At 71.1% G+C, this 21,059-nt stretch carries 15 protein-coding genes and 1 tRNA gene; 5 read left to right on the plus strand and 11 right to left on the minus strand.

What is annotated here, in order from left to right:
* Positions 1 to 165 precede the first annotated feature (165 nt).
* Positions 166 to 2,355 carry an elongation factor G-like protein EF-G2 gene (locus ABT070_RS41570; RefSeq protein WP_351768167.1) on the plus strand — a complete coding sequence of 730 codons (2,190 nt, stop codon included), beginning with the start codon at positions 166 to 168 and terminating at the stop codon, positions 2,353 to 2,355.
* 198 nt (positions 2,356 to 2,553) lie between these two features.
* The gene (locus ABT070_RS41575) at positions 2,554 to 4,215 is read left to right on the plus strand and encodes an AbeC-like domain-containing protein (protein ID WP_351768168.1); all 1,662 of its coding nucleotides are present in this window, start codon (positions 2,554 to 2,556) and stop codon (positions 4,213 to 4,215) included.
* Positions 4,216 to 4,388: 173 nt separating this feature from the next.
* On the opposite strand, the gene ABT070_RS41580 is transcribed toward ABT070_RS41575, so the two are convergent.
* The gene (locus ABT070_RS41580; RefSeq protein ID WP_351768169.1) at positions 4,389 to 4,952 is read right to left on the minus strand and encodes an HIT family protein; all 564 of its coding nucleotides are present in this window, start codon (positions 4,950 to 4,952) and stop codon (positions 4,389 to 4,391) included.
* Between the two features lie 67 nt (positions 4,953 to 5,019).
* Here ABT070_RS41580 and ABT070_RS41585 point away from each other — a divergent pair, with 67 nt between their 5' ends.
* The gene (locus tag ABT070_RS41585; RefSeq protein WP_351768170.1) at positions 5,020 to 5,715 is read left to right on the plus strand and encodes a potassium channel family protein; all 696 of its coding nucleotides are present in this window, start codon (positions 5,020 to 5,022) and stop codon (positions 5,713 to 5,715) included.
* A gap of 28 nt (positions 5,716 to 5,743) precedes the next feature.
* On the opposite strand, the gene thrS is transcribed toward ABT070_RS41585, so the two are convergent.
* From thrS to ABT070_RS41600, 3 genes are all read right to left on the minus strand, one after another.
* Positions 5,744 to 7,720, minus strand: a complete 1,977-nt coding sequence (gene thrS, locus ABT070_RS41590; RefSeq protein ID WP_351768171.1) for a threonine--tRNA ligase — start codon at positions 7,718 to 7,720, stop codon at positions 5,744 to 5,746.
* 101 nt (positions 7,721 to 7,821) lie between these two features.
* The gene (locus ABT070_RS41595) at positions 7,822 to 9,036 is read right to left on the minus strand and encodes a hypothetical protein (RefSeq protein WP_351768173.1); all 1,215 of its coding nucleotides are present in this window, start codon (positions 9,034 to 9,036) and stop codon (positions 7,822 to 7,824) included.
* Positions 9,033 to 9,599 carry a DUF4365 domain-containing protein gene (locus ABT070_RS41600; protein ID WP_057606934.1) on the minus strand — a complete coding sequence of 189 codons (567 nt, stop codon included), beginning with the start codon at positions 9,597 to 9,599 and terminating at the stop codon, positions 9,033 to 9,035. The genes ABT070_RS41595 and ABT070_RS41600 overlap by 4 nt, the downstream gene beginning before the upstream one ends.
* Positions 9,600 to 9,767: 168 nt before the next feature.
* Between ABT070_RS41600 and ABT070_RS41605 the strand changes: the two genes are divergently transcribed.
* Positions 9,768 to 10,493, plus strand: a complete 726-nt coding sequence (locus ABT070_RS41605) for a 3'-5' exonuclease (protein WP_351768174.1) — start codon at positions 9,768 to 9,770, stop codon at positions 10,491 to 10,493.
* 58 nt (positions 10,494 to 10,551) lie between these two features.
* Here the strand turns inward: ABT070_RS41605 and ABT070_RS41610 are convergent.
* Both ABT070_RS41610 and ABT070_RS41615 read right to left on the minus strand, forming a co-directional pair.
* Positions 10,552 to 10,623, minus strand: a tRNA-Val gene (locus ABT070_RS41610).
* Between the two features lie 39 nt (positions 10,624 to 10,662).
* Positions 10,663 to 11,109: an SRPBCC family protein gene (locus ABT070_RS41615; RefSeq protein WP_351768175.1), complete on the minus strand. Its 447-nt coding sequence runs from the start codon at positions 11,107 to 11,109 to the stop codon at positions 10,663 to 10,665.
* Between the two features lie 65 nt (positions 11,110 to 11,174).
* Between ABT070_RS41615 and ABT070_RS41620 the strand changes: the two genes are divergently transcribed.
* Positions 11,175 to 13,610 carry an SCO7613 C-terminal domain-containing membrane protein gene (locus ABT070_RS41620; protein ID WP_351768176.1) on the plus strand — a complete coding sequence of 812 codons (2,436 nt, stop codon included), beginning with the start codon at positions 11,175 to 11,177 and terminating at the stop codon, positions 13,608 to 13,610.
* 7 nt (positions 13,611 to 13,617) lie between these two features.
* Here the strand turns inward: ABT070_RS41620 and ABT070_RS41625 are convergent, their stop codons facing one another.
* From ABT070_RS41625 to ABT070_RS41645, 5 genes are all read right to left on the minus strand, one after another.
* Positions 13,618 to 16,353 carry an exo-rhamnogalacturonan lyase family protein gene (locus ABT070_RS41625; protein WP_351768177.1) on the minus strand — a complete coding sequence of 912 codons (2,736 nt, stop codon included), beginning with the start codon at positions 16,351 to 16,353 and terminating at the stop codon, positions 13,618 to 13,620.
* Positions 16,354 to 16,454: 101 nt separating this feature from the next.
* Positions 16,455 to 17,045, minus strand: a complete 591-nt coding sequence (locus ABT070_RS41630; protein WP_351768178.1) for a hypothetical protein — start codon at positions 17,043 to 17,045, stop codon at positions 16,455 to 16,457.
* A gap of 10 nt (positions 17,046 to 17,055) precedes the next feature.
* The gene (locus ABT070_RS41635) at positions 17,056 to 17,931 is read right to left on the minus strand and encodes a carbohydrate ABC transporter permease (protein WP_351768179.1); all 876 of its coding nucleotides are present in this window, start codon (positions 17,929 to 17,931) and stop codon (positions 17,056 to 17,058) included.
* On the minus strand, positions 17,928 to 18,884 hold the full coding sequence (locus tag ABT070_RS41640; protein WP_351768180.1) for a carbohydrate ABC transporter permease: 957 nt from the start codon (positions 18,882 to 18,884) through the stop codon (positions 17,928 to 17,930). Before ABT070_RS41640 ends, ABT070_RS41635 begins: the two co-directional genes overlap by 4 nt.
* A gap of 14 nt (positions 18,885 to 18,898) precedes the next feature.
* On the minus strand, positions 18,899 to 20,188 hold the full coding sequence (locus ABT070_RS41645) for an ABC transporter substrate-binding protein (RefSeq protein ID WP_351768181.1): 1,290 nt from the start codon (positions 20,186 to 20,188) through the stop codon (positions 18,899 to 18,901).
* Between the last annotated feature and the right edge of the window lie 871 nt (positions 20,189 to 21,059).

Here is a 21,059-nt window from a genome sequence, read left to right on the forward strand (position 1 = left end):
CCCCGGCGGAATCCGGGTCACGGCCGGGTCGCGTCCGCCGTATGGACGCGCCGTGACGGGAGTGGAAAGCTCGAAGGACCGCGGGCGTCGCCGGAGCCGCCATCGCACGCGGGGCCGCCGTGCCCGCGCCCCCAGTGACCTCACCGTGTTCGGGAGGCAAGGAAAATGGGCGACAAGGCACATCCCGGAGCCGCCGGCAGGGCTACAGCGGCCGACCACCCCGCGTCCGTACGGAATGTGGTGCTGGTCGGCCACTGCGGATCGGGCAAGACGACATTGGTGGAAGCTCTCGCGCTGACGGCGGGAGCGGTGAACCGGGCGGGCCGCGTGGAGGACGGCGGCACCGTCTCCGACTACGACGAGATCGAGCACCGGCAGCAGCGCTCGGTACAGCTCTCCCTGGTGCCCGTGGAATGGGACGGCATCAAGGTCAACGTCCTCGACACCCCCGGATACGCCGACTTCGTCGGAGAACTCAGGGCCGGTCTGCGCGCAGCGGACGCGGCCCTCTTCGTCGTCTCGGCGGCGGACGGCGTGGACGGCTCGACCCGGATGGTGTGGGAGGAGTGCGCGGCCGTCGGCATGCCCCGCGCGATCGTCGTCACCCACCTGGAGGCCGCCCGCGCGGACTTCGAGGAGATGACGCGGATCTGCGCGGAGGCCTTCGGCGGCGACGATCCGGACGCGGTCCTCCCGCTGTACCTGCCGCTGCACGGGCCCGAGGGGCCCGACGGGCACGCGCCCGTGACCGGACTGACCGGGCTGCTGTCCCGGAAGCTGTTCGACTACTCCACCGGCGAACGCAAGGAGCTGGAGCCGGGCGAGGACCAGCTGCCGGATCTCGAGACGGCCCGCAACCGGCTGATCGAGGGGATCATCGCCGAGAGCGAGGACGAGACGCTCATGGACCGCTATCTCGGCGGCGAGCAGATCGACGTCAAGACGCTGATCGAGGACCTGGAGCGGGCCGTCGCGCGCGGCACGTTCTTCCCGGTCCTCGCGGCCGCCCCGGCCGCCGAGGGCGCCCGGCAGGGCCTCGGCACGGTCGAGCTGCTGGAACTGGTCACCAGGGGCTTCCCGACGCCCCTGGAGCGCCCGGCGCCCCGGGTGACGACGATCGACGGCGAGCCGCGCGAGCTGACCTCGTGCGATCCGGACGGGCCACTGGTCGCGGAGGTCGTGAAGACCTCGTCCGACCCCTATGTGGGCCGTGTCTCGCTGGTCCGGGTCTTCTCCGGCACCCTGCACCCCGACGAGACCGTCCATGTCTCGGGGCACGGCCTCGCCGACCGCGGCCACGAGGACCACGACGTCGACGAACGCATCGGCGCCCTGTCCGCGCCGTTCGGCAAACAGCAGCGGACCCTGACGCACTGCATCGCGGGCGACCTGGCGTGTGTGGCGAAACTCGGCCACGCGGAGACCGGCGACACCCTGTCCGCCAAGGGCGACCCGCTCCTCATGGAGCCCTGGCGGATGCCCGACCCGCTGCTGCCGCTCGCCATCCAGGCGCACAGCAAGGCCGACGAGGACAAGCTCTCGCAGGGCCTCGGCCGGCTGGTCGCCGAGGACCCGACGATGCGCCTGGAACAGAACCAGCACACCCACCAGGTGGTGCTGTGGTGTCTGGGCGAGGCCCACTCGGACGTCGCCCTGGAGCGACTGCGCTCCCGCTACGGCGTCCAGGTCGACGTCGTCCCGCACAAGGTCCCCCTCCGGGAGACGTTCGCGGCCAGGTCCGGCGGGCGCGGACGGCACGTCAAGCAGTCCGGCGGACACGGCCAGTACGCCATCTGCGAGATCGAGGTGGAACCGCTGCCGGGCGGCACGGGCATCGAGTTCGTGGACAAGGTCGTCGGCGGCGCGGTGCCCCGGCAGTTCATCCCGTCCGTCGAGAAGGGCGTACGGGCGCAGGCGGCCAAGGGCGTGGAGGCCGGGCATCCGCTGGTCGACATCCGGGTCACCCTGCTCGACGGCAAGGCGCACTCGGTGGACTCCTCCGACGCCGCGTTCCAGACGGCCGGCGCGCTGGCGCTGCGGGAGGCGGCGGCCGAGGCGCGGATCCATCTGCTGGAACCGGTGGCCGAGGTGACCGTCCTGGTCGGCGACGCGTACGTGGGCGCCGTGATGAGCGATCTGTCGGGCCGGCGCGGGCGGGTGCTGGGCACCGAGCAGACCAGCGGCGCGCGCACCGTCGTCAGGGCCGAGGTGCCCGAGATCGAGATCGGCCGGTACGCGGTCGACCTGCGCTCCCTCTCCCACGGCACCGCACGCTTCCAGCGCGCGTACGCCCGGCACGAGCCGATGCCGGCACAGGTCGCCGAGAAGGTCCGCCAACAGGCGCAGAACGGCTGACGGTTGTTGCCCACCGGTCCTCAAGCGGCCGGTGGGACACCGTAGTGGAACATTCCCCTCCGATTCGGCGGGCGGCTTCGGCCGTCCGCCGACGGATGTCGCTGCCTGCGGATACGCTGATGACCTGATCAACAGGTGTGCGAAGTACGGAAGTCGGGAAAGCCGCAGAAGCGGGAGCGGCGGCGATCGGGGGCGGGAATGACCGTTGGCAGCGGTTACGCGGACATCTTCGGACCACAGGTGCCGCAGACGGGCGACGGAGGGCAGACACCGACCTTCGCGCTGGCCTCGGCGGCCTACCGGGACAACCCGGTCGAGGACATCAAGAAGGCCGACAACGAGTGGCACCAGACCGCGGTCAATCCCGGCCGCAGCTGGGCCAGGATCTTCCGGCCCAACCTCGGTGAGGCGTTCTCCCAGGCGGTGATCGACCGCATGCTGGGCGTCGGCCGTGCGCCCCTCATCCAGTCCTTCGGCAGTGAGCCGCAGGCCGTCGTCGAGCACTGTCTGGCGGCCAACCGCATCCGCCGGGAGCGCGACCAGAAGCTGACCGGTCTGATGCTGCTGTGCGGTGTGCTCTTCCTGCCCGGTCTGGTGGTGTGGCTGCTGGTCTTCCAGCTGCGGGCGACCATGGGGAAGCTGGACAACAAGCGGGTCTCCGGCATCGGCACCGGCCTGCTCGTCGCCGTGGGCGCCCTCGCCGTGCTCTTCCTGGTCAAGATGCCGTTCACCGGTGTCGTGGGCTGGTACGCGCGCGGATGCGTCGTGGCGCCCGTGGCCGGCTGGTTCCTGGCCAAGCGGATCTGCGAGGGCACCGCGACGGACCTGCGCGGGCGCTGGGACAGCCTGCTGGCCGGCAGCAGCGTCGGCGCCAAGGTCCCCGAGGCGGTGCCGACCAGCCCCAACCAGACGGCGGCCGAGCAGCTGCGCCAGTCCCTGGCCCGGCTCAGCGCCGAACAGCAGTCCAACTCGGTCTTCTACGCCGGCCCCAAGGGCATACTCGGCATGGGCACGCGCTGGGGCGCCTGGCACCTCGCCGAGGAGCTGACACCGGTCGACCCCGTGAAGGGCGTCCACGAGTTCCGCAGCTGGACCGTCGTACGGGCCATCCACGACCAGCTGAACCTGCTGCCCCGGCAGAGTCTGAAGACCGGCGGCTTCCCGCCGCCCACGGTCCGGCACTGGATCGTCACGCCGGTGGGCGAGAACGCCAAGGCGGTCGCCCGGCCGGAGGGCACCGACGTCGAGGCCTACCAGGTCAAGCCGAGGGCCATAGAGGACATCTGCAACAACCAGCAGTTCGGCGGCGGCGACCGGCACTACCTGGGCGTCCAGTGGCCGCTCTGGGACGGCCAGTTGATCATCACCATGCTGATCACGGTGACGGTGCTGCACGAGACGCTGCGCATCGAGGTCACCGGGCACGCCCTGGGCCCGGTGAACGGCCTGTTCACCACGAAGTCCGCGGCACCCACCAAGGAGGTCGCCAAGAGCGTCCGGTTCTGGGAGACGCGAACGGTCAAGCTCCCGCTGGTCACCCCCGACGAGGTGGTCCGGCTGGCCGCGCGGGCGACGATCAGCTGGTACCCGCCGCTGCTGAAGTGGCTCGGCGGTTCCATCGGCCTGCCCGAGCCCTTCGGTCTGCGGCACGCCTGGGCCGACCAGCCCTGGCGGCACCGCTTCATGGCCGACGACGCGCTGCGCGCTGCCACGCCGGTACTGCGCGTGGTGCACACGGCCGCGATCAAGGTGCTCAAGGAGCACGACGTGGACATCGACAAGTTCAGCTCGCGCTCGTCGGCCCTCAGCGGCGCCGTCCAGGACGTGTCACCGCGCAAGGCCGACACCTACGACGCGTAGGCCCGCGGCGGTCGGCCGGAATCGTGCGGGTGTCCTGAGGTGACCGGCCCCGGGGGCTGCCGCCCCCGGACCCCCGCTTCGGCCCTGAAGGGGCCCCGTCCTCGGACGCCGGCCGGTCCGGCAGGCCCGGCCGGGGTCGGGGTCGGCGTCGGGGTCCTCCGGCGGCCGAGCCGCTAGGCCGACGCCGGCCAGGCCTCTGCCAGCATTTTTCTCGTGTCCGCCAGGAGTTGCGGCAGTACGCGCGTGTGACCCACCACCGGCATGAAGTTCGTGTCCCCGCCCCAGCGGGGCACGATGTGCTGGTGCAGGTGGGCGGCGATACCGGCGCCCGCGACGGCCCCCTGGTTCATGCCGATGTTGAAGCCCTGCGCGCCCGACGCGGTGCGCAGGGCCGTCATCGCCTGCTTGGTCAGCTCGGCGAGCTCGGCCGTCTCCGGCACCGTCAGGTCGGTGTAGTCGGCGACATGCCGGTAGGGGACGGTCATCAGGTGGCCGCCGTTGTACGGGTACAGGTTCAGCACCGCGTACACGTGCTCACCGCGCCGGACGACCAGCCCGTCCTCGTCCGATTTGGCCGGGATCGAGCAGAAGGGACAGCCGTCGTCGGCGCCCGGACCGGTCGGCTTGTTCTCACCCTGGATGTAGGCCATCCGGTGGGGCGTCCACAGACGCTGGAACGCGTCCTGCGTGCCCACTCCGATCTGCTGTTCCGGCTCACTCGTCATGCAAGGCAGCATATTGCTTCGCCCATTCGCGGCGTGTCGGCGGGGCTGCGGGAAAAGCCTCGCGGGCCAAGCTGGGCCGATGGACGAAGACAGCCGTGTGGCCCGCTGGGAGCAGCGCACCGAGGTCCCCCTCGCGTTCGCCTCCCTGGCCTTCCTCATCGGGTACGCCATCCACGTCCTCGCCCAGCACATCACGGAAGGCTGGCGGGACTTCTGCTTCGCCGTGATGCTGATCGCGTGGACGATGTTCGCCGTGGACTACGCGGTGCGCTGGCGGCTCAGCGGACAGCGACTGCGCTTCGTGCGCGTCCACTGGCTCGACGCACTGGTCGTCCTGCTCCCGCTGCTGCGCCCGCTGCGGATCGTCAAGCTCTACGAGGCCGTGCAGCGCCGGCACGGAGAGCCACGGTTCTCACTGCACGCGCGCGTGATCACCTACGCCGGGCTGTCCACGGGACTGCTCGGTTTCGCCGGCGCGCTCGCCGTGTACGACCAGGAACGCGGGGCCCCGGGGGCGAACATGAAGACCTTCGGCGACGCCCTGTGGTGGACCTGCGAGACGCTCACCACCGTCGGCTACGGCGACATCACGCCCGTCACCCCGTGGGGCCGGGTGATCGCGGTCGGCATGATGGCGTGCGGGCTGGCCCTGCTGGGCGCGGTCACCGGGTCGTTCTCGTCCTGGCTGATCCAGGTCTTCTCCTCGGAGAGCGACACCGGCGACGCCCAGAGCCCGTCGGGCCCCCGGAACGGCGAAGGGCCCCCGGAGAGATGAACTCCCCGGGGGCCCGCGCACTACGGGATCAGACCTGCGTCCGCTCCTCGACGACCTTCGCGATCTTCGCGATGGCCTCGTCGAACGGGATGCCGTTCTCCTGCGAGCCGTCGCGGTAGCGGAAGGAGACCGAGCCGCCCGCCATGTCCTCGTCGCCCGCGATGACCATGAAGGGCACCTTCTGCTTCTGGGCGTTGCGGATCTTCTTCTGCATACGGTCGGAGGAGGAGTCCACCTCCACCCGCAGGCCCTTCTTCTTCGCGGCCGTGGCGAACTTCTCCAGGTACTCCACGTGACCGTCGCCGATCGGGATGCCGATCGCCTGGACCGGGGCGAGCCACGCCGGGAAGGCGCCCGCGTAGTGCTCCAGGAGGACCGCGAAGAAGCGCTCGATCGAGCCGAAGAGGGCACGGTGGATCATCACCGGGCGCTGCTTCGAGCCGTCGGGGCCCGTGTACTCGAGGTCGAAGCGCTCCGGCAGGTTGAAGTCGAGCTGCACGGTCGACATCTGCCAGGTGCGGCCGATCGCGTCCTTGGTCTGGACGGAGATCTTCGGCCCGTAGAAGGCGGCGCCGCCCGGGTCCGGGACCAGCGGGAGGCCCTGCTTCTCGGCCACCTGCCGCAGCGTCTCGGTGGCCTCCTCCCACACCTCGTCGGAGCCGACGAACTTCTCCGGGTCCTTGGTGGACAGCTCCAGGTAGAAGTCGTTCAGGCCGTAGTCGCGCAGCAGGTTCAGCACGAAGGTGAGCGTCTTGTCGAGCTCGTCGGCCATCTGCTCGCGGGTGCAGTAGATGTGCGCGTCGTCCTGGGTGAAACCGCGCGCGCGGGTCAGGCCGTGCACGACGCCCGACTTCTCGTACCGGTACACGGTCCCGAACTCGAAGAGACGCAGCGGCAGTTCACGGTAGGAGCGGCCGCGCGCGTCGAAGATCAGATTGTGCATCGGGCAGTTCATGGGCTTGAGGTAGTAGTCCACGCCCTCGTCGAGCTGCATGGGCGGGTACATGCCGTCGGCGTACCAGTCCAGGTGGCCCGAGGTCTCGAAGAGCTTCCCCTTCGTCGCGTGCGGGGTGTAGACGAACTCGTAGCCCTCCTCCTCGTGGCGGCGGCGGGAGTAGTCCTCCATGACCCGGCGGATGACGCCGCCCTTGGGGTGGAAGACCGCGAGGCCGGATCCGATCTGCTCCGGGACGGAGAAGAGGTCCAGCTCGCTGCCCAGCTTGCGGTGGTCGCGCTTCTCGGCCTCGGTGAGGAAGTCGAGGTGGGCCTTCAGCTCCTCCTTGGAGGGCCAGGCGGTGCCGTAGATGCGCTGGAGCATGGGGTTCTTCTCGCTGCCGCGCCAGTAGGCGGCCGCGTTGCGCATCAGCTTGAACGCCGGGATGTTGCGGGTGGTGGGCAGGTGGGGGCCCCGGCAGAGGTCCTTCCAGCACAGGTCACCGGTCTTGGCGTCCAGGTTGTCGTAGATCGTCAGCTCGCCGGCGCCGACCTCGACGTCCGCGCCGTCGTCGGTGGAGGCCGAGCCCTTGATGCCGATGAGCTCCAGCTTGTAGGGCTCGTCGGCCAGCTCCTCGCGGGCGGCCTCGTCGGTGACCACGCGACGGGCGAACCTCTGCCCCCGCTTCTGGATCTCCTGCATCTTCTTCTCGACGGCCTTGAGGTCCTCGGGCGTGAACGGCTTCTCGACGTCGAAGTCGTAGTAGAAGCCGTCCTTGACCGGCGGGCCGATGCCCAGCTTGGCGTCGGGGAAGAGCTCCTGCACGGCCTGGGCCATGACGTGCGCGGTGGAGTGGCGCAGGATGTTCAGGCCGTCGGCGGAGGAGATCTCGACGGCCTCGACCTCCTCGCCGTCGGCGAGCACGTACGACAGGTCCCTGAGCTCGCCGGACACGCGGGCGGCGATGATCGAGCGCTCGCCGGCGAAGAGGTCGGCGGCCGTGGTGCCCGTCGTCACCGTGCGCTCTTCCCGCTCGGAATCGCGTTGGATGATCACACGGACGTCTGACACCGGTCTCTCCTGACTGAAGGGGGTGCGGCGCCATACCCTGAGCGCGCGCAAGAGGCGATCGTACCGACCCACCCCCTCCCACCGCGAAATCAGTTTCCCGGCTACTCCCCTCCGCAGGCTTCCTCGAAGTAGTCGAGATGATCCTGCAGCGACTTGATCAGCCGGTCCCGCTCGGCCTCGTCGACCTGCACGGGTACCACCCCGCAGGCGCCCATGAGCCTGCGGAACCCGCCCCTGCTCTCCAGCCGGCCCTGCACCCGTACCGGCAGTCCGACCAGGTGGGCCTGGCCTGCGATGCGGTAGTCCTCCTCGTCGAGGGTGAGCCGGACGTGCGGGATCTCGGCGCCGGCCAGCACCCGCAGCCGTACGCTGCCCTCGCCGCGCGGCCCCGACCTGCGCATCCGGACGACCGTGCCGGTGATCCGCACGGCCACGGAGGGCTCCGCACGGAGATAGCGGGCGCCCGCCTCGCGCAGCACGGACAGGTCGCCCGGCGAGAACTCGACCGGTTCGCCGCCCGCGGCGCACGCCTCGGGGACCCCGGCGGCCGGTGCCCACTCGACGGCGATCCTGGCGCCCTCGGTGCCCCGGACCAGGGTGATCAACGCCTCGGTGAGCTCACGGCTGGCGCCGGCCTCCACCGCGCCGTCGAAGGCGTCCATGCCCCCGGTGGCCCGTTGGTAGTCGATCGCCTCACGCACCGCGTACAGGGCCTGGTGCAGGCGGACGGCGAGGGGGCGGGCGGCCGCCACGGGCACGAAGGCCGTCAGACGGCGTCCACCGGCCGCGGAGCCGACGAGGACGCTCTCCAGCGCCGCGAAGGCCGCGCGCCGGTGCCGGGCCCCGTAGTAGCCGGCACGCGCGCGCGTGGCGAGCGCGCCGGCCAGCAGCATCTGCCGGGCGGCGGCGCGCAGCTGTTCCTCGACGGGCCAGGACGCGGCCCCGGCGGGCCCGACCGGGGTGTCCCGCCACCAGCGGATCTCGTCGCTCGGGACGGCGAGCCCGACGAGCACCTCCCGTGCGGACGGCATACCGCAGCGGGCCAGCGCGAGGAGCGCCTCGCCGAGCAGGTCGTCGCTGTCGGGGAAGGCCCGGCTCTCCGGGACGAGCAGGCTGGTCCCGCCGCCGCCCGGTCCGGGCGGGGTCCAGCGGCCGTAGCGGCCGGCGGCGCCGCCGCGCCGCTGCCAGCCGTGTCGGCGCAGCAGGGCGCCGAGGACGGCGGGGTCGACCTCGCCGGGCTCGGGGGACCGGTTCCAGTGGGCCTCGGGGTGCGGCCGTACGGGCCGCAGCGGCTCGTCGAGGGGGCGGTGGGTCATGGTCTGCCTCCCGTCCCGGCCCGCGTCATGATCTCGCACAGCGCCCGGTCGTCGAAGATGCGTGTGGTCGGTATCCGCACGGTGGTCCGGGTCCGGCCGGTGATCGGGTGGCCGGCGAGATTGACCCAGTAGCAGCAGTGCCGCAGTTCGAGGCAGTCGTGGCCGGCGCGCAGCCACTGGTCCTGGGACCGCGGGACGAGCATCACGACGAGGATCTTGTGCACCGACACCGGGGTGCGGGCGAGTTTGCGCAGGTGGTCGTTGTCGAGCGTGAAGGAGAAGAAGCGGCCGGGCGGATTGGGCCGGATCTGGTAGGTCGCCTTGAGCTGCACCTTGATGGTGACCTCGTCGTCGACGGTGTGCCCGGGCGCGCTGTGGCTGACGTGCCAGTCGATGCCGTTGTCCGGGAACGGCTGGGACAGCGAGCACCCCGCCGCCGCCGCGACGGCGTGCAGATAACCCACCTGGAGTGTCTCCATGCAGGCGGTGGTGGCGAGCGTGCCGCGATGAAGCCCCTCGCGTTCGGGCAGCAGCCCGCCCCGCTCGGGCTGCGCTATCGCCATGACCAACAGCCTTCCACGCAAAGCCAGTCCCCGTAACGGGTCGCTGAACTGCGATGACCCGTACTCGTGTTGTGTCCTTCCGGCGTACGGCGCAAACAGCCCGGGTATCACCAAACAGGCAGAAGACGGGGCGTCAGCTGCCCTGGGTGAACGAGGGGTTGTGTGGGTATGACGTACTGGTACGAGGGGCCTCTGGCCGCCTTTGACACGGAGACGACGGGCGTCGACGTGGAGACCGACCGGATCGTGTCGGCCGCCCTCGTCGTCCAGGACGCGCCGGGAGTCCGGCCCAGGGTGAGCCGCTGGCTGGTGAACCCGGGCGTGCCGGTGCCGGCCGGGGCGACGGAAGTGCACGGACTGACGGACGACCACCTCCAGCGCAACGGCCGCTGGCCGTCGCCGGTGATGTTCGAGATAGCCGAACTGCTCGCCGAACAGGCCGCCGCGGGACGTCCGTTGGTGGTGATGAACGCGCCGTTCGACCTGACGCTGCTCGACCGTGAGCTGCGCAGGCACCGCGCCTCCGCGCTCGGCAACTGGGTGGACGCGACACCGCTGCGGGTGCTGGACCCGCGGGTCCTCGACAAGCATCTGGACCGCTACCGCAAGGGCCGGCGCACGCTCACCGACCTGTGCGCGCACTACGGCGTGACGCTGGCCGACGCGCACGACGCGGCGGCCGACGCGCTGGCCGCGCTGGAGGTCGTCCGGGCGCTGGGCCGGCGGTTCGCGGCCCGTCTGGAGCGCCTGTCCCCCGCCGAACTGCACACGCTCCAGACGACCTGGCACGCGGCTCAGGCGCGGGGACTCCAGGCGTGGTTCGCGCGCAGCGGCACACCGGAGACGGTGGACACCTCCTGGCCGCTGCGCCCGGAGCTGTCGGCGGCGGCCTAGGCCAGGGCGCCGGAACACAAAAAAGCCGGTCCGCGTGATGCGGACCGGCCTTTCCCGGTGGGCGATACTGGGTTCGAACCAGTGACCTCTTCGGTGTGAACGAAGCGCTCTCCCACTGAGCTAATCGCCCGGGAACGCACCGAACAATACAGGTCTTCGCGGGCTTCCTTCAAACCGCTTGCAGGTACGCGGCCAGGCCGCGCCGTCCGGCCCGCATCATCAGCCGGTGGTTGAGGCGGAACACCGGCCGCCCGAGCACGGCGAACCGCCGCAGCAGCGGCTTGGCGACGTGGACCTCCTGGTCGTAGCGGGCGAGGGTGCCGCAGCCGTCGGCGGTGACCGTCCAGCGCGCCCAGCCGTCGAGGTCACCCGTCATCGCGACCTCCAGGACCCCTGCTTCCGCGTCGCGCCGCACCTCACGCGCGGTGAAGGTGAGGTCGTAGGGGAGCAGCGAGCGGACGCGCAGGACGCCGGTCGTGCTGTCGACCTGGTTCACCTCGCGCACCTGCGGCCACCAGCGGGGGTAGTCCTCGGCCCGTTCCAGCGCCTCGTACACGCGGGCGGGCGGCGCGGGCAGGGCCCACAGGCTGCGGAAGCGGTAACGGGTGCGGTCCATGGGCCGAGTCTGCCGCGCGAGGGCCTTGCCGACGGCATTTGAGTACGTTCTGAGTACGTGCGCTCATGCCGTCGGGCGTGACGCGGACCACACTCCGGTACATGACGTATTTCCCGCCCCCGGCCGAGGAGCTGCGGTTCCTCGACAGCGAGCTCCGGCAACTGGACGCCCGACGGGCCCAGTTGCTGGCCCGCCGCGCCTGGCTGATCACGACGCTTCAGCAGGCGGTACAGCCGGCCCCGCCCGTGTGGCCGAGCCCCCCGGCGCGGTCCGGACCTTCCGCGCGCCACGAGGCGACCGCCCCGGGCGTACAGAACGTCCTCCTCCTGCTCGGCGGCATCCTGCTCACCGTCGCGGCGATGGTGTTCACGCTGGTCAGCTGGGGGCATCTGGGGATCGCCGGCCGCTCCCTGGTGCTGGGCGCGGTCACATTGGCGGTGCTCGGCGCGCCCGTGGCGCTGCTGCGGCGGGGGCTGCGTTCGACCGCCGAGTCGGTGGCGGGCCTCGGCCTCGCACTGACCGTGCTGGACGCCTACGCCCTGCGCGAGGTGGTGTTCACGGCGGCGGACGGTACGACGTACGCGGCGGCCGCTTCGACGGCGCTGGCGGCGCTGTGGGCGGCCTACGGCACGGCGCTCGCCGCGCTGCCGGGCTCGTCCGCGCTGCGCCTGCCCCGTCCCGCCGCCCTGGCGGTCGCGCAACTCCCCCTGGCGCTCTGGACGATCGCGCTCGGCGGCGGACCGTTCACGGTCACGGCCGCGGTACTGCTGACGACGGCGTTCGACGCGCTGGTCGCGCTCCGGGTGACCGAGCGGCCGGTGCGTCCGGTCGCCGTGGTGTGCGCGTTCGGCACCGGCGGCTGGGGCGTCCTGGCGGCCGGCCTGCTCTCCCTGGGAGCGGCCGGTCCGAGCGCCGCCGCCCGTGCGGCGGCGCTCCTCTTCCTGGCGGCGGTGATCGCCCTGGGCGTGGCCCGGTTCGCGCCGCGGACGGGGCTCGCCACGGGTACGGCGGCGACCGGCGCCCTGTGTGCGGCGGCCGGCCTCGGTGGTGTCCTGCGGGTGTCGCTGCCGGGTGACTGGGTGGTGCCGGCCTGTCTGGCCTGCGGGATCGCCTTGTCGGCCGCCGCGCGGGGCCCGGCGGCGGTGCGCCGGGGTGTCCTCCTGGCCTCCGGTGTCGTCCAGGCGGGCGCGGTGCTGTGGGCGGTGCCGGCCGTGGGCGTCACGCTGCTGGGGCCGACGGCGTGGCTGGGGCACATCTGGTCCGGGGCCCCGGCCGACGCCCGTGCCGCGGTGACGGCCGACGCCTTCTGGCCGCCGTACGCCGTGACGGTGCCGCTGATCCTCGTCGCGGTCGCCGCGGTACTGGCCACGGCGGTCCGCAGCGAGAAGTGGCGTCCGCAGGCGCTGACCGCCGCGCTGACGCTGACCTGGGCCGCGGTGCTCGTCACGCCCACGGCCCTGGAACTCCCCTACCTCGCGGGTCTGTTGATCCAGGGGCTCATGGTGCCCGCGCTTCTGGCGCCGGTGCTTCAGGGGGCGGCGCTTCAGGGGGCGGTGGCCCGGACGGCCACCGGGCTCGCCCTGCTGACCGCCCTCGGCCTGGCCTTCCTGTCCCTGGCCACCGAGCCGGCGACCCTCGCCGCTCTCGCGTCGCTGACCGTCGTGTTCGCGGTGGCCGCGTGGCGCGGTCGGCAGGCGCCGGTGTACGCGGCCGCCTCCCTGGGCTGGGCCACGGCCCTGGCCTGCGCCGTGGGCGCGTCCGCCGGCTGGCGGCCGGAGCACATCGCGCTGCTGGTGCTCGTCGTCCCGGTGGCCGCGGCCCTGCTCGCGGCGCGGCTCGGCGACTCCGTGACGACGGTGGCGGTCGAGGTGACGGGAGCCGTCGCCGGGCTCGTCGCCCTCGGCCTCGCGGTGGCCGACCCGCCCCTGCTCGCCCTGGTGCTGTCCCTGTGCGGGGTGATCGCGGCGGGCACGGCCGTACGTCCGGACCGCCGTCACGTCGGCTACGCGGCCGTCGCCCTGTTCGTGCTGGCCGCGTGGGTCCGGCTGACGGCCTGGCGGGTGGGGCTCCCGGAGGCGTACACACTGCCGGTCACGGTCCCGGCGCTGCTCGTCGGAGCCCTGCGCCGGCGCCGCGACCCGGCCGCGTCGTCCTGGACGGCGTACGGTCCCGGTCTCACCGTCACGCTCCTGCCGAGCCTCGCCATGGCCTGGAGCGACCCCGAGTGGACACGGCCGCTGCTGCTGGGCGCGGCCGGACTGCTGCTCACCCTGCTGGGCGCCCGGCACCGGCTGCGGGCCCCGCTCGTGCTGGGCGGTTCGGTGCTCGCCCTGGTCGCCCTGCACGAGCTCGCCCCGTATCTGGTCCAGGTGACCGACGCGCTCCCCCGCTGGGTGCCTCCCGCCCTCGCCGGGCTGCTGCTGCTCGCCCTCGGTGCGACGTACGAGCAGCGGCTGCGCGACGTCCGGCGGGTGCGGGAGGTCCTGGGGCGGATGAACTAGCCGTCTCCTACGGCATCTTGTCGCCGAGGAGCGCCAGGTTCTCGATGGCGGCGAGGCCGTAGAGCGCCGTGTCGTTGGTGGACACCCAGGCGGCCTCGCCGCCCGCGACCAGGGTGGCGGGGCCGCTCAGCGGCTCCGTCTTCCACGGCGAGGACTCCATGTAGCCGTCGGAGCTGTAGAACTTCGTCCAGGCCCGCTTGGCGAGCGTCTCGTCCCCGGTCTGGACGGCGGCGTACGCGTCGAGTCGCGAATGGCCCTGGAAGAGCAGCAGGGTCCCGAAGTTGCTGCCGTAGCGCGCCGCCTGTTCCGCCTTGGTGGCGTTGAAGTAGCGGCAGTAGTCCAGGTACGCCTCCTTGAACTTCGGGATGTCGACCAGGTGGATGAGCTCGGCGCACAGTTCGTTGAGGCCGAAGACCGCGGACAGGTGCGAGACGCCGACGACCGGGGCCGTGGCCACCGCGAACCTGCCGGTGTCGAGGTCGTAGAGGCCACTGCCCTGCACGAAGCCGTTGGGCTGGGCGCCGATGGTCTCCATGGTGGACAGGACGCGGGCCTTCGCCTTCTCCCACTTCGGGCCCTTGCGCTCCCACTCGGTCAGCCACGCCGACACCAGGCCGCTCCAGTCGGTGCCGAAGCCGATCGACAGGGCGTGCCGGTCGGGGGTGTACGGCTCGGTGCGGATCTTGCGCAGCGGGTCCAGGGCGAGGAACGTCTCGTCGGAGTCGACGTTGGCGTGCATGAGGTCGCCGACGCGTTCGTCGGCGGTGAGGAAGTAGTAGTAGCGGCGGTAGGTGGTGTTGGCGATGCGCTGCTGCTTGGCGCTGTCGGCGTAGTGCTGGACGCCGTGCCGGGTGCCCAGGCCCGCCCACTGGCCGAGGTGGTAGACGTCGACCTCGCCGGTGTGCCGGGTCATCGCCTCGGCGAAGCGGAAGATGTCCGCGCGGCCGCTGCGCAGATAGGCGAACCAGAGCCAGAGGTCCGGCGACAGCTCGGAGTTGTCCCAGGCGTAGCCGCCGATGTCGTACCGCCACTGGTGCCTGACGGTGTCATAGGTGTGCATGATGTCGCCGTAGTCCCAGAAGCCGTACCAACGGCGCTGCTCCACCTGGTCCTTGTAGTAGGTGAAGAGGAAGTCGAGGTGGTCCTCGATCTTCGCCTTGGCGGGAGTGGAGCGGTCCGGCTCGGCGTACAGGCCCGGCCCGAACACCTTGGCCTTGATGAGCTGCCGGGGCGGGGCGGCGAGCTGGGGCAGCACCCGTACGGCCTCGACCTGTTCGGCGAGCTTCTCGGGGGCGGGCGTCGACTCGTTGGCCCAGAAGAGGAGTTCGGAGGTCCGGGCGATGCCGTAGGGGGTGCCGAAGCCGGGCTCGTAGTCCTCGTAGGTGATGTTGAGGCCCTCGAGCTGCTCGGGGAAGGTGTCCTGGCCCATGCCGTCGTGGTAGAAGCGCAGGTCCATGGGTTGCGCCTCGGGCGACCAGAGCCAGAGGGTGACCTCGGCCTCGTCGGTGTGCGCGTCGCGGATGTCGAGCTGGGCGGGGTGCTTCTCCCAGAAGTCCCTGAGGCCGAAGGAGAAGCCGCCGCTCGCCCCGCCGACGTAGCCGAAGCCGGAGGCCCGCTTGCCGCCGCCGGCGCCGATCCAGCCGTAGCCCTTCTTGGTGCGCTTGCGGAGCGCGAAGCCGTCCGCCGACAGCTGGGAAAGGGTGTAGTCGCCCCACTCGGGGATGTACTGGAGGCGGGTGGTGACCCGCTGGTCCCAGGTGGCGGGGTCGGGAAGCTTCTGGCCGGCGTACTGGGCCGCCTGCACCGCGGCGCCGGGGTCACGGCGCAGACCGGTGATGCCCTTGACGGCCTCGCGCAGCAGACCGGTGCCCTCGCCGCCGATGCGGATGTGGCGGTCGTAGGACTCGTCGCGCATCGGGACGGTGAAGCGGACGCCCAGCCCGCGGATGAAGTCGCCGCTCGCCTTGCCCGGCTCCTGCTTCCCGTCGTAGGTGACGGTGTGCACCATGCGGAAGGAGTCGGCACCCGCGTAGAAGTAGAGCCGGATGGAGAACGGCAGCCAACTACGGCTGCCCTTGCGGTGCTTGCCGTCGATGCGGACGACCGCGCGGACCGGGCCGCTCTGCTCGACGGTGACGCCGTCGATGGCGCCCTCGAAGCGTTCGGTCTTGACGGTGCCCTGGTCCTCGTCCTCGATCTCGGGCTGCCGGATCAGGACCAGTCGGCCGTTCTTGGCGATCTCGGTGGAGCCGCGGGTGACGGACTTGACGATCGTGGCGCCCGATTTGGCGATCTTCGCGGTGATGACACCCGTCGACACGTCGACGGTGCCGCCGCTCTTGTCGACGGTCACCTTCTTGGCGGGCGCGGCCGGGGCGCCGGCGGCGAGGGTGAGCTTGCCGGAGCCCGAACCGACCGCGTGGGCCGTCCACTTCAGTGACCCGTCGGGCCAGTAGGCGAGCGGCCAGGACTGTACGGGGACGTCCTTGCCGTCGGCGTCGGTCAGCGCGAAGGTCTGGTCCTCCTGGTACGTGCCCACGGGCCAGGGCACGCCGAGCGTGGAGCCGGGGGCGGCGCCGAGGCCGCCGTCCTCCAGCCAGTCCAGGGTCACGGGATCGGCGTCGGCCGCGGCGGCCGAGGGCGCGGCCTGCGCGTCCTTGGCGCCGAGGACCCAGCTGAACTGCGCGGCGGCTCCGGCGACGGCGGCCGCCTTGAGGAGGGACCTACGGGGGATGGGAGACATGAGATGCAGCCTTTCCTTTCCGTGCGGGTGCAGGGGTGGTCAGGGGCATGACAGAGAGAGGCGCGGCGCCCGGGGCGCCGGCCTTGAGCGAGGGGCGGCCGTCAGTGATGCCGGTACCGCTTCTCGACGGCGACGGCCGCCGCCGCGACGGCCCCGAGGACGGGGACCGCCAACGGCGCGACGAACCAGGCGGACAGGGTGACGACGGCCAGTCCGCAGACGACCAGGAAGGACCCGGCGGGATCGAGCACGGTCCGCCGCCCGGCATCCGCGAGCAGCGCCCGCCAGGCGCGGTCCGGAGTCCAGACGGCCGCCGCCCGCAGCAGGGCCACGGCGACCCCGATCAGCGCGAGGACGCCGACGGCCCCGACGGCCGGCCCGCCGGGAAGCCCGGCCCGTACGGCCAGGACGTCCACCCAGACCGCGACGGCCGCCGCCCACCCGGCCAGCCCGACGAGCCACCCGCCGCGCACGGCCGCCCGGAAGTCCGCGACGAACTCCCGCAGACCGCCGTCCTCATGGGTCGTACGACGGCGCAGATGCCGTGCGCCGGCGGCGAAGGCCGCGGGGTAGGTGACGACCCCGAGGCAGGCCACGGCGATCCACACCCCGGTGAGCAGACACTCGGCGAAGACCGCGAAGCGCTCGCCGAACACGGACTCCTTGCGGGCCTTCACCCGTGCTTGCGCCATGGTGACCGCCTCAGCCCTTCAGTCCGGAGGTCGCCATGCCGTCGATGAGATAGCGCTGGAAGGCCATGAAGAAGGCGATGACCGGCACCAGCGCCACCAGCGACATCGCGATCATGCTGCCGTAGTTGGAGATGCCCTCCTGGTCGCGGAACATCATCAGCCCGAGCGAAACGGTGTACTTGGAGGGGGTGTTGAGATAGATCAACGGCCCCATGAAGTCGTTCCACGCGTTGATGAACGTGAAGATGGCGCTGGTGATGATGGCGGGGCGGCTCAGCGGCAGCACGACGGACCAGTAGGTCCTCAGGTGCCCGCAGCCGTCGAGCTTGGCGGCCTCGTCCAGCTCACGCGGCAGCCCGCGCATGAACTGCACCATCAGGAAGACGAAGAACGCCTCCGTGGCCAGGAACTTGCCCGCGACGAGCGGCACGAGCGTGTCGATGTAGCCGAGGTTGCGGAACAGCACGTACTGCGGGATGAGCAGCACGTGGTAGGGCAGCAGCAGGGTGCCGATCATCAGGGTGAACAGCAGGTTCCGCCCGGCGAACCGGATCTTGGCGAAGGCGTACGCCGTCAGCGAGCTGGAGAGCACCACCCCGACCACGGCCAGGCCCGCGTACATCAGCGAGTTGCTGAAGAAGCTGGTGATGGAGATGCCCGAGATGCCGTCGGCGAGGCCGGAGAAGTTCGCCCAGACCGGCTCGGTGGGCAGCAGGTCGAGGCTGGCGATGATGTCCTTGCTCGGCTTGAACGAGGCGCCGAGCACCCAGATCACCGGGTAGAGGACGACCGCGAGCACGAGGATCGCGCCCACGTGCCAGACGAGGGATCCGGTGCGCCGCCGCTCGTTCGCGGGGCGCACGACGGGGCCGGTGGCACTGGTCACTTGGCGGCCTCCTCGTAGTGCACCCACTTCTTCTGCGACCAGAACAGGACCGCCGTGACGAGCGCCACCGCGACCACCAGCGTCCAGGCCATCGCGGAGGCGAAGCCCATCTGAGCCTCCTTGAAGCCCTTCTGGTAGAGGTAACAGGTGTAGACGAGGGTGGCGTCGGCCGGTCCGCACCGGGTGTCCGAGACGACGTACGCCGAGCCGAACACCTGGAACGCGTGGATGGACTCCAGCAGCACGTTGAAGAAGAGCACCGGGGAGATCATCGGCAGCGTGATGTTCCAGAACCGCCGGAAGGGGCCGGCCCCGTCCATCTCGGCTGCCTCGTACAGCTCCTGCGGCACCTGCTTGAGCCCCGCGAGGAAGATGACCATCGGCGCGCCGAACTGCCAGATACTCAGCGCCACCAGGGAGTACAGGACGTAGTCCGGGTTGCCGATCCAGCCGCCGACGTCGAGCCCGAAGATCTTCTGGGTACGGTCCACGACGGCGTCGTCGGAGAACAGCGCCCGCCACACGAAGCCCACGGAGACGCTGGCGCCGATGAGCGACGGCATGTAGAACGCGGCCCGGTACAGGGCCTGTCCGCGCCGCTTCTGCGCGAGCAGCAGCGCCACTCCGAGGGCCAGGAGCAGCTTCAGCGGTGTGGCCACGACGACGTACTTCAGTGTGACCTCGACCGACTTCTGCCAGCGCGGGTCCTGGAACATCGTCGTGAAGTTGTCGAGCCCCACCCACCTGGGCGGCGTGAACAGGTTGTAGCTGGTGAACGCGTAATAGAGCGACGCGATCATCGGCCCCGCCGTGAGCAGCAGGAAACCCGCGATCCACGGCGACATGAAGAGATAGCCGGCGAGGTTCTCGCGGCGCCGCCCGCGCCGCCCGGCGACAGGAGCGGCGGACCGCTTCTTCGCCGGGCGCGCGGGCGCTTCCTTGACGAGCGTCATGGTGGTACGTCCCCTCAGCCCGCGAACGCGGCCTTGGCCTCGCTGAACAGCGCCTTCGCGGCGTCGGCCGGCTTGGTCTTGCCCTGGGCGACCTCACCGCCGATCCGCAGGAAGGCCGCCTCGATGACGTCCGCGCCGGACGGGTGCGGGGTGATCTTGCCGAGGGCGTCGGCCTTGGCGACCTCGTCCTCGTAGGCCGCGACACCCTTGTTGTTGGCGTCGGTCGGCTTGAAGGCGGCGAACTGCTCGGTGGTGGCGAGGATGCCTCGGTCGTAGCCCATGATCTTGCCGACCTCGGGGTCGTGGACCATGAAGTCGATGAACTGGGCCGCTTCCTTCGGGTGCTTGCTCCCGGAGAAGGCGCTCAGCATCAGCGAGCCGAGGTACTGGCCGGTGTCCTTGCCGTCCGTGGTGGGGATCGGCGCGAGCCCGTAGTCCGACTCGCCCTCGCCCTCGTAGCGGATGGAGAAGTTGTCCCAGGTGAACTCGGACGCGGCGAGGCCCGCCGAGAGACCGGACTTCGGCTTGACCTGCTCGATCTTCTTCGGGTCGGCGACCAGCCCGGACTTCACGCGCTTGTAGCCGTCCTCCCACCACTGCGTCACATCGTCCTCGGTGAAGCCGAGATCGGTGTCGGTGAAGAAGGCCTTGCCGTTCTGGCGCAGGTACAGGTCGTAGAGGTACATGATGCTGAAGTAGCCGGTGTCACCGGCGATCTTCAGCTTGTCCTGGATCGTCTGCAGCGCGTCGAAGTACTCGTTCCAGGTCCAGCCGAACTTCGGCTCGATGCCCGCCTTCTTGAAGGCCTTGAGGTCGATGACGAGCGACATCGTGTTGGCCCCGACGGGTATGCCGATCTGCTTGCCGTCGACCTGACCGTTCGCCAGAACCCCGTTGCGGAAGTTCTCCAGGCTCAGATTCCCCGCGTCCGCCTGCGCCTTGAGATCCATCAGAACACCGCGCTTGTCGTACTTGCGCAGAAAGCCGACCGCATTCTGGAAAACGTCCGGCGGATTCCCGCCGGAGGCCTGGGTCTGGAACTTCTCCCAGAACGCCTCGTAGTCGGTGAATTCGGGCTTGATCTTGATCTTCGGGTACTTCTTCTCGAAGAGCGCGATCGTCTTCTTGATGGCGATGGTGCGCGGCTCGCCACCCCACCACGCGTAACGGATCGTCACCGTTCCGTCCGCCGACGTACCACTGTCTCCCCCGCACCCCGTGGTCGCGGCCAGGCCCAGTGTGGCCGCCGTCGCCCCCGCGGCCTTCAGGATCGTTCGCCTCTCAACATTCCTGCTGGTTCCCACAGTCGGGCCCTCCCCGCAGCGTCGTTGCCGCTTGCATGAATCGTTTCAAGAAAGCGCTTGCTGGCACAAGGTACGAGGGGGTTGAGAGAGCGTCAATGATTCGGACAGGAATTTCTTGTACGCCGACTCTGCGGCGAACTGCGCCCCTACGGGTGACGCGACATCATTTCGTGGACGAACTCGCAGGTGAGGGACCTCTGTTCGATTCCCCGAACCTCTGACGGGCCGTCGAAAGATCACGCCGAGGGGCTGAAATCCGCCTGCGGACAGGGGAGCCGACGAGGAACGGGAGCCTGCCGGGACGAGGGAGCCGAGCGGTGACGTGCGGCGGCGCGGCGGCTTGGGGGTCGGCGCGGGCCTCTCGGGGGGGGCGGCGCGGCCGCTCGGAGGAGGCGGCGCGGGCCGGCGGAGGAGGCGGCGCGGGCCGGCGGAGGATGCGGCGCGGGCCGACGGAGGAGGGGCGTGGCGAGCGGGGCACGTGATGGCGCGGGAGGACGGGGCGGAGGCGGTGGGACGCGGGAGGACGGGGGGGGAGGACGGGCACGGGCGGAGGCGGGCGGAGGCGGGGGCGGGCGGGCGTCGGCAGTGCGGGCAACGCGGGCGACCGAGGGAGCGGCGTGATCGGGCTAGCTGGGCAGGGAGAAGCGGCGCGGCCGGGCTCGACGGGCAGGGAGAGGCGGCGCGGCCGGGCTCGATGACCTGAGCGGCGAGCCGGGCTCGGCGGACCTGAGCGGCTGCGCGGCCGGGCTCGGCGGGCAGGGAGAGGCGGCGCGGGCCGGCAAGCCCCAGGTGGTCACCCAGGAGATCGACGGCAAGGTCCACGAGCCGGTCGAGCGCATGACGATCGACGTCCCCGAGGAGCACTTGGGCG

Origin of the sequence: Streptomyces sp. NPDC002884, assembly GCF_040295245.1 — a bacterium.
Taxonomy (GTDB): domain Bacteria; phylum Actinomycetota; class Actinomycetes; order Streptomycetales; family Streptomycetaceae; genus Streptomyces.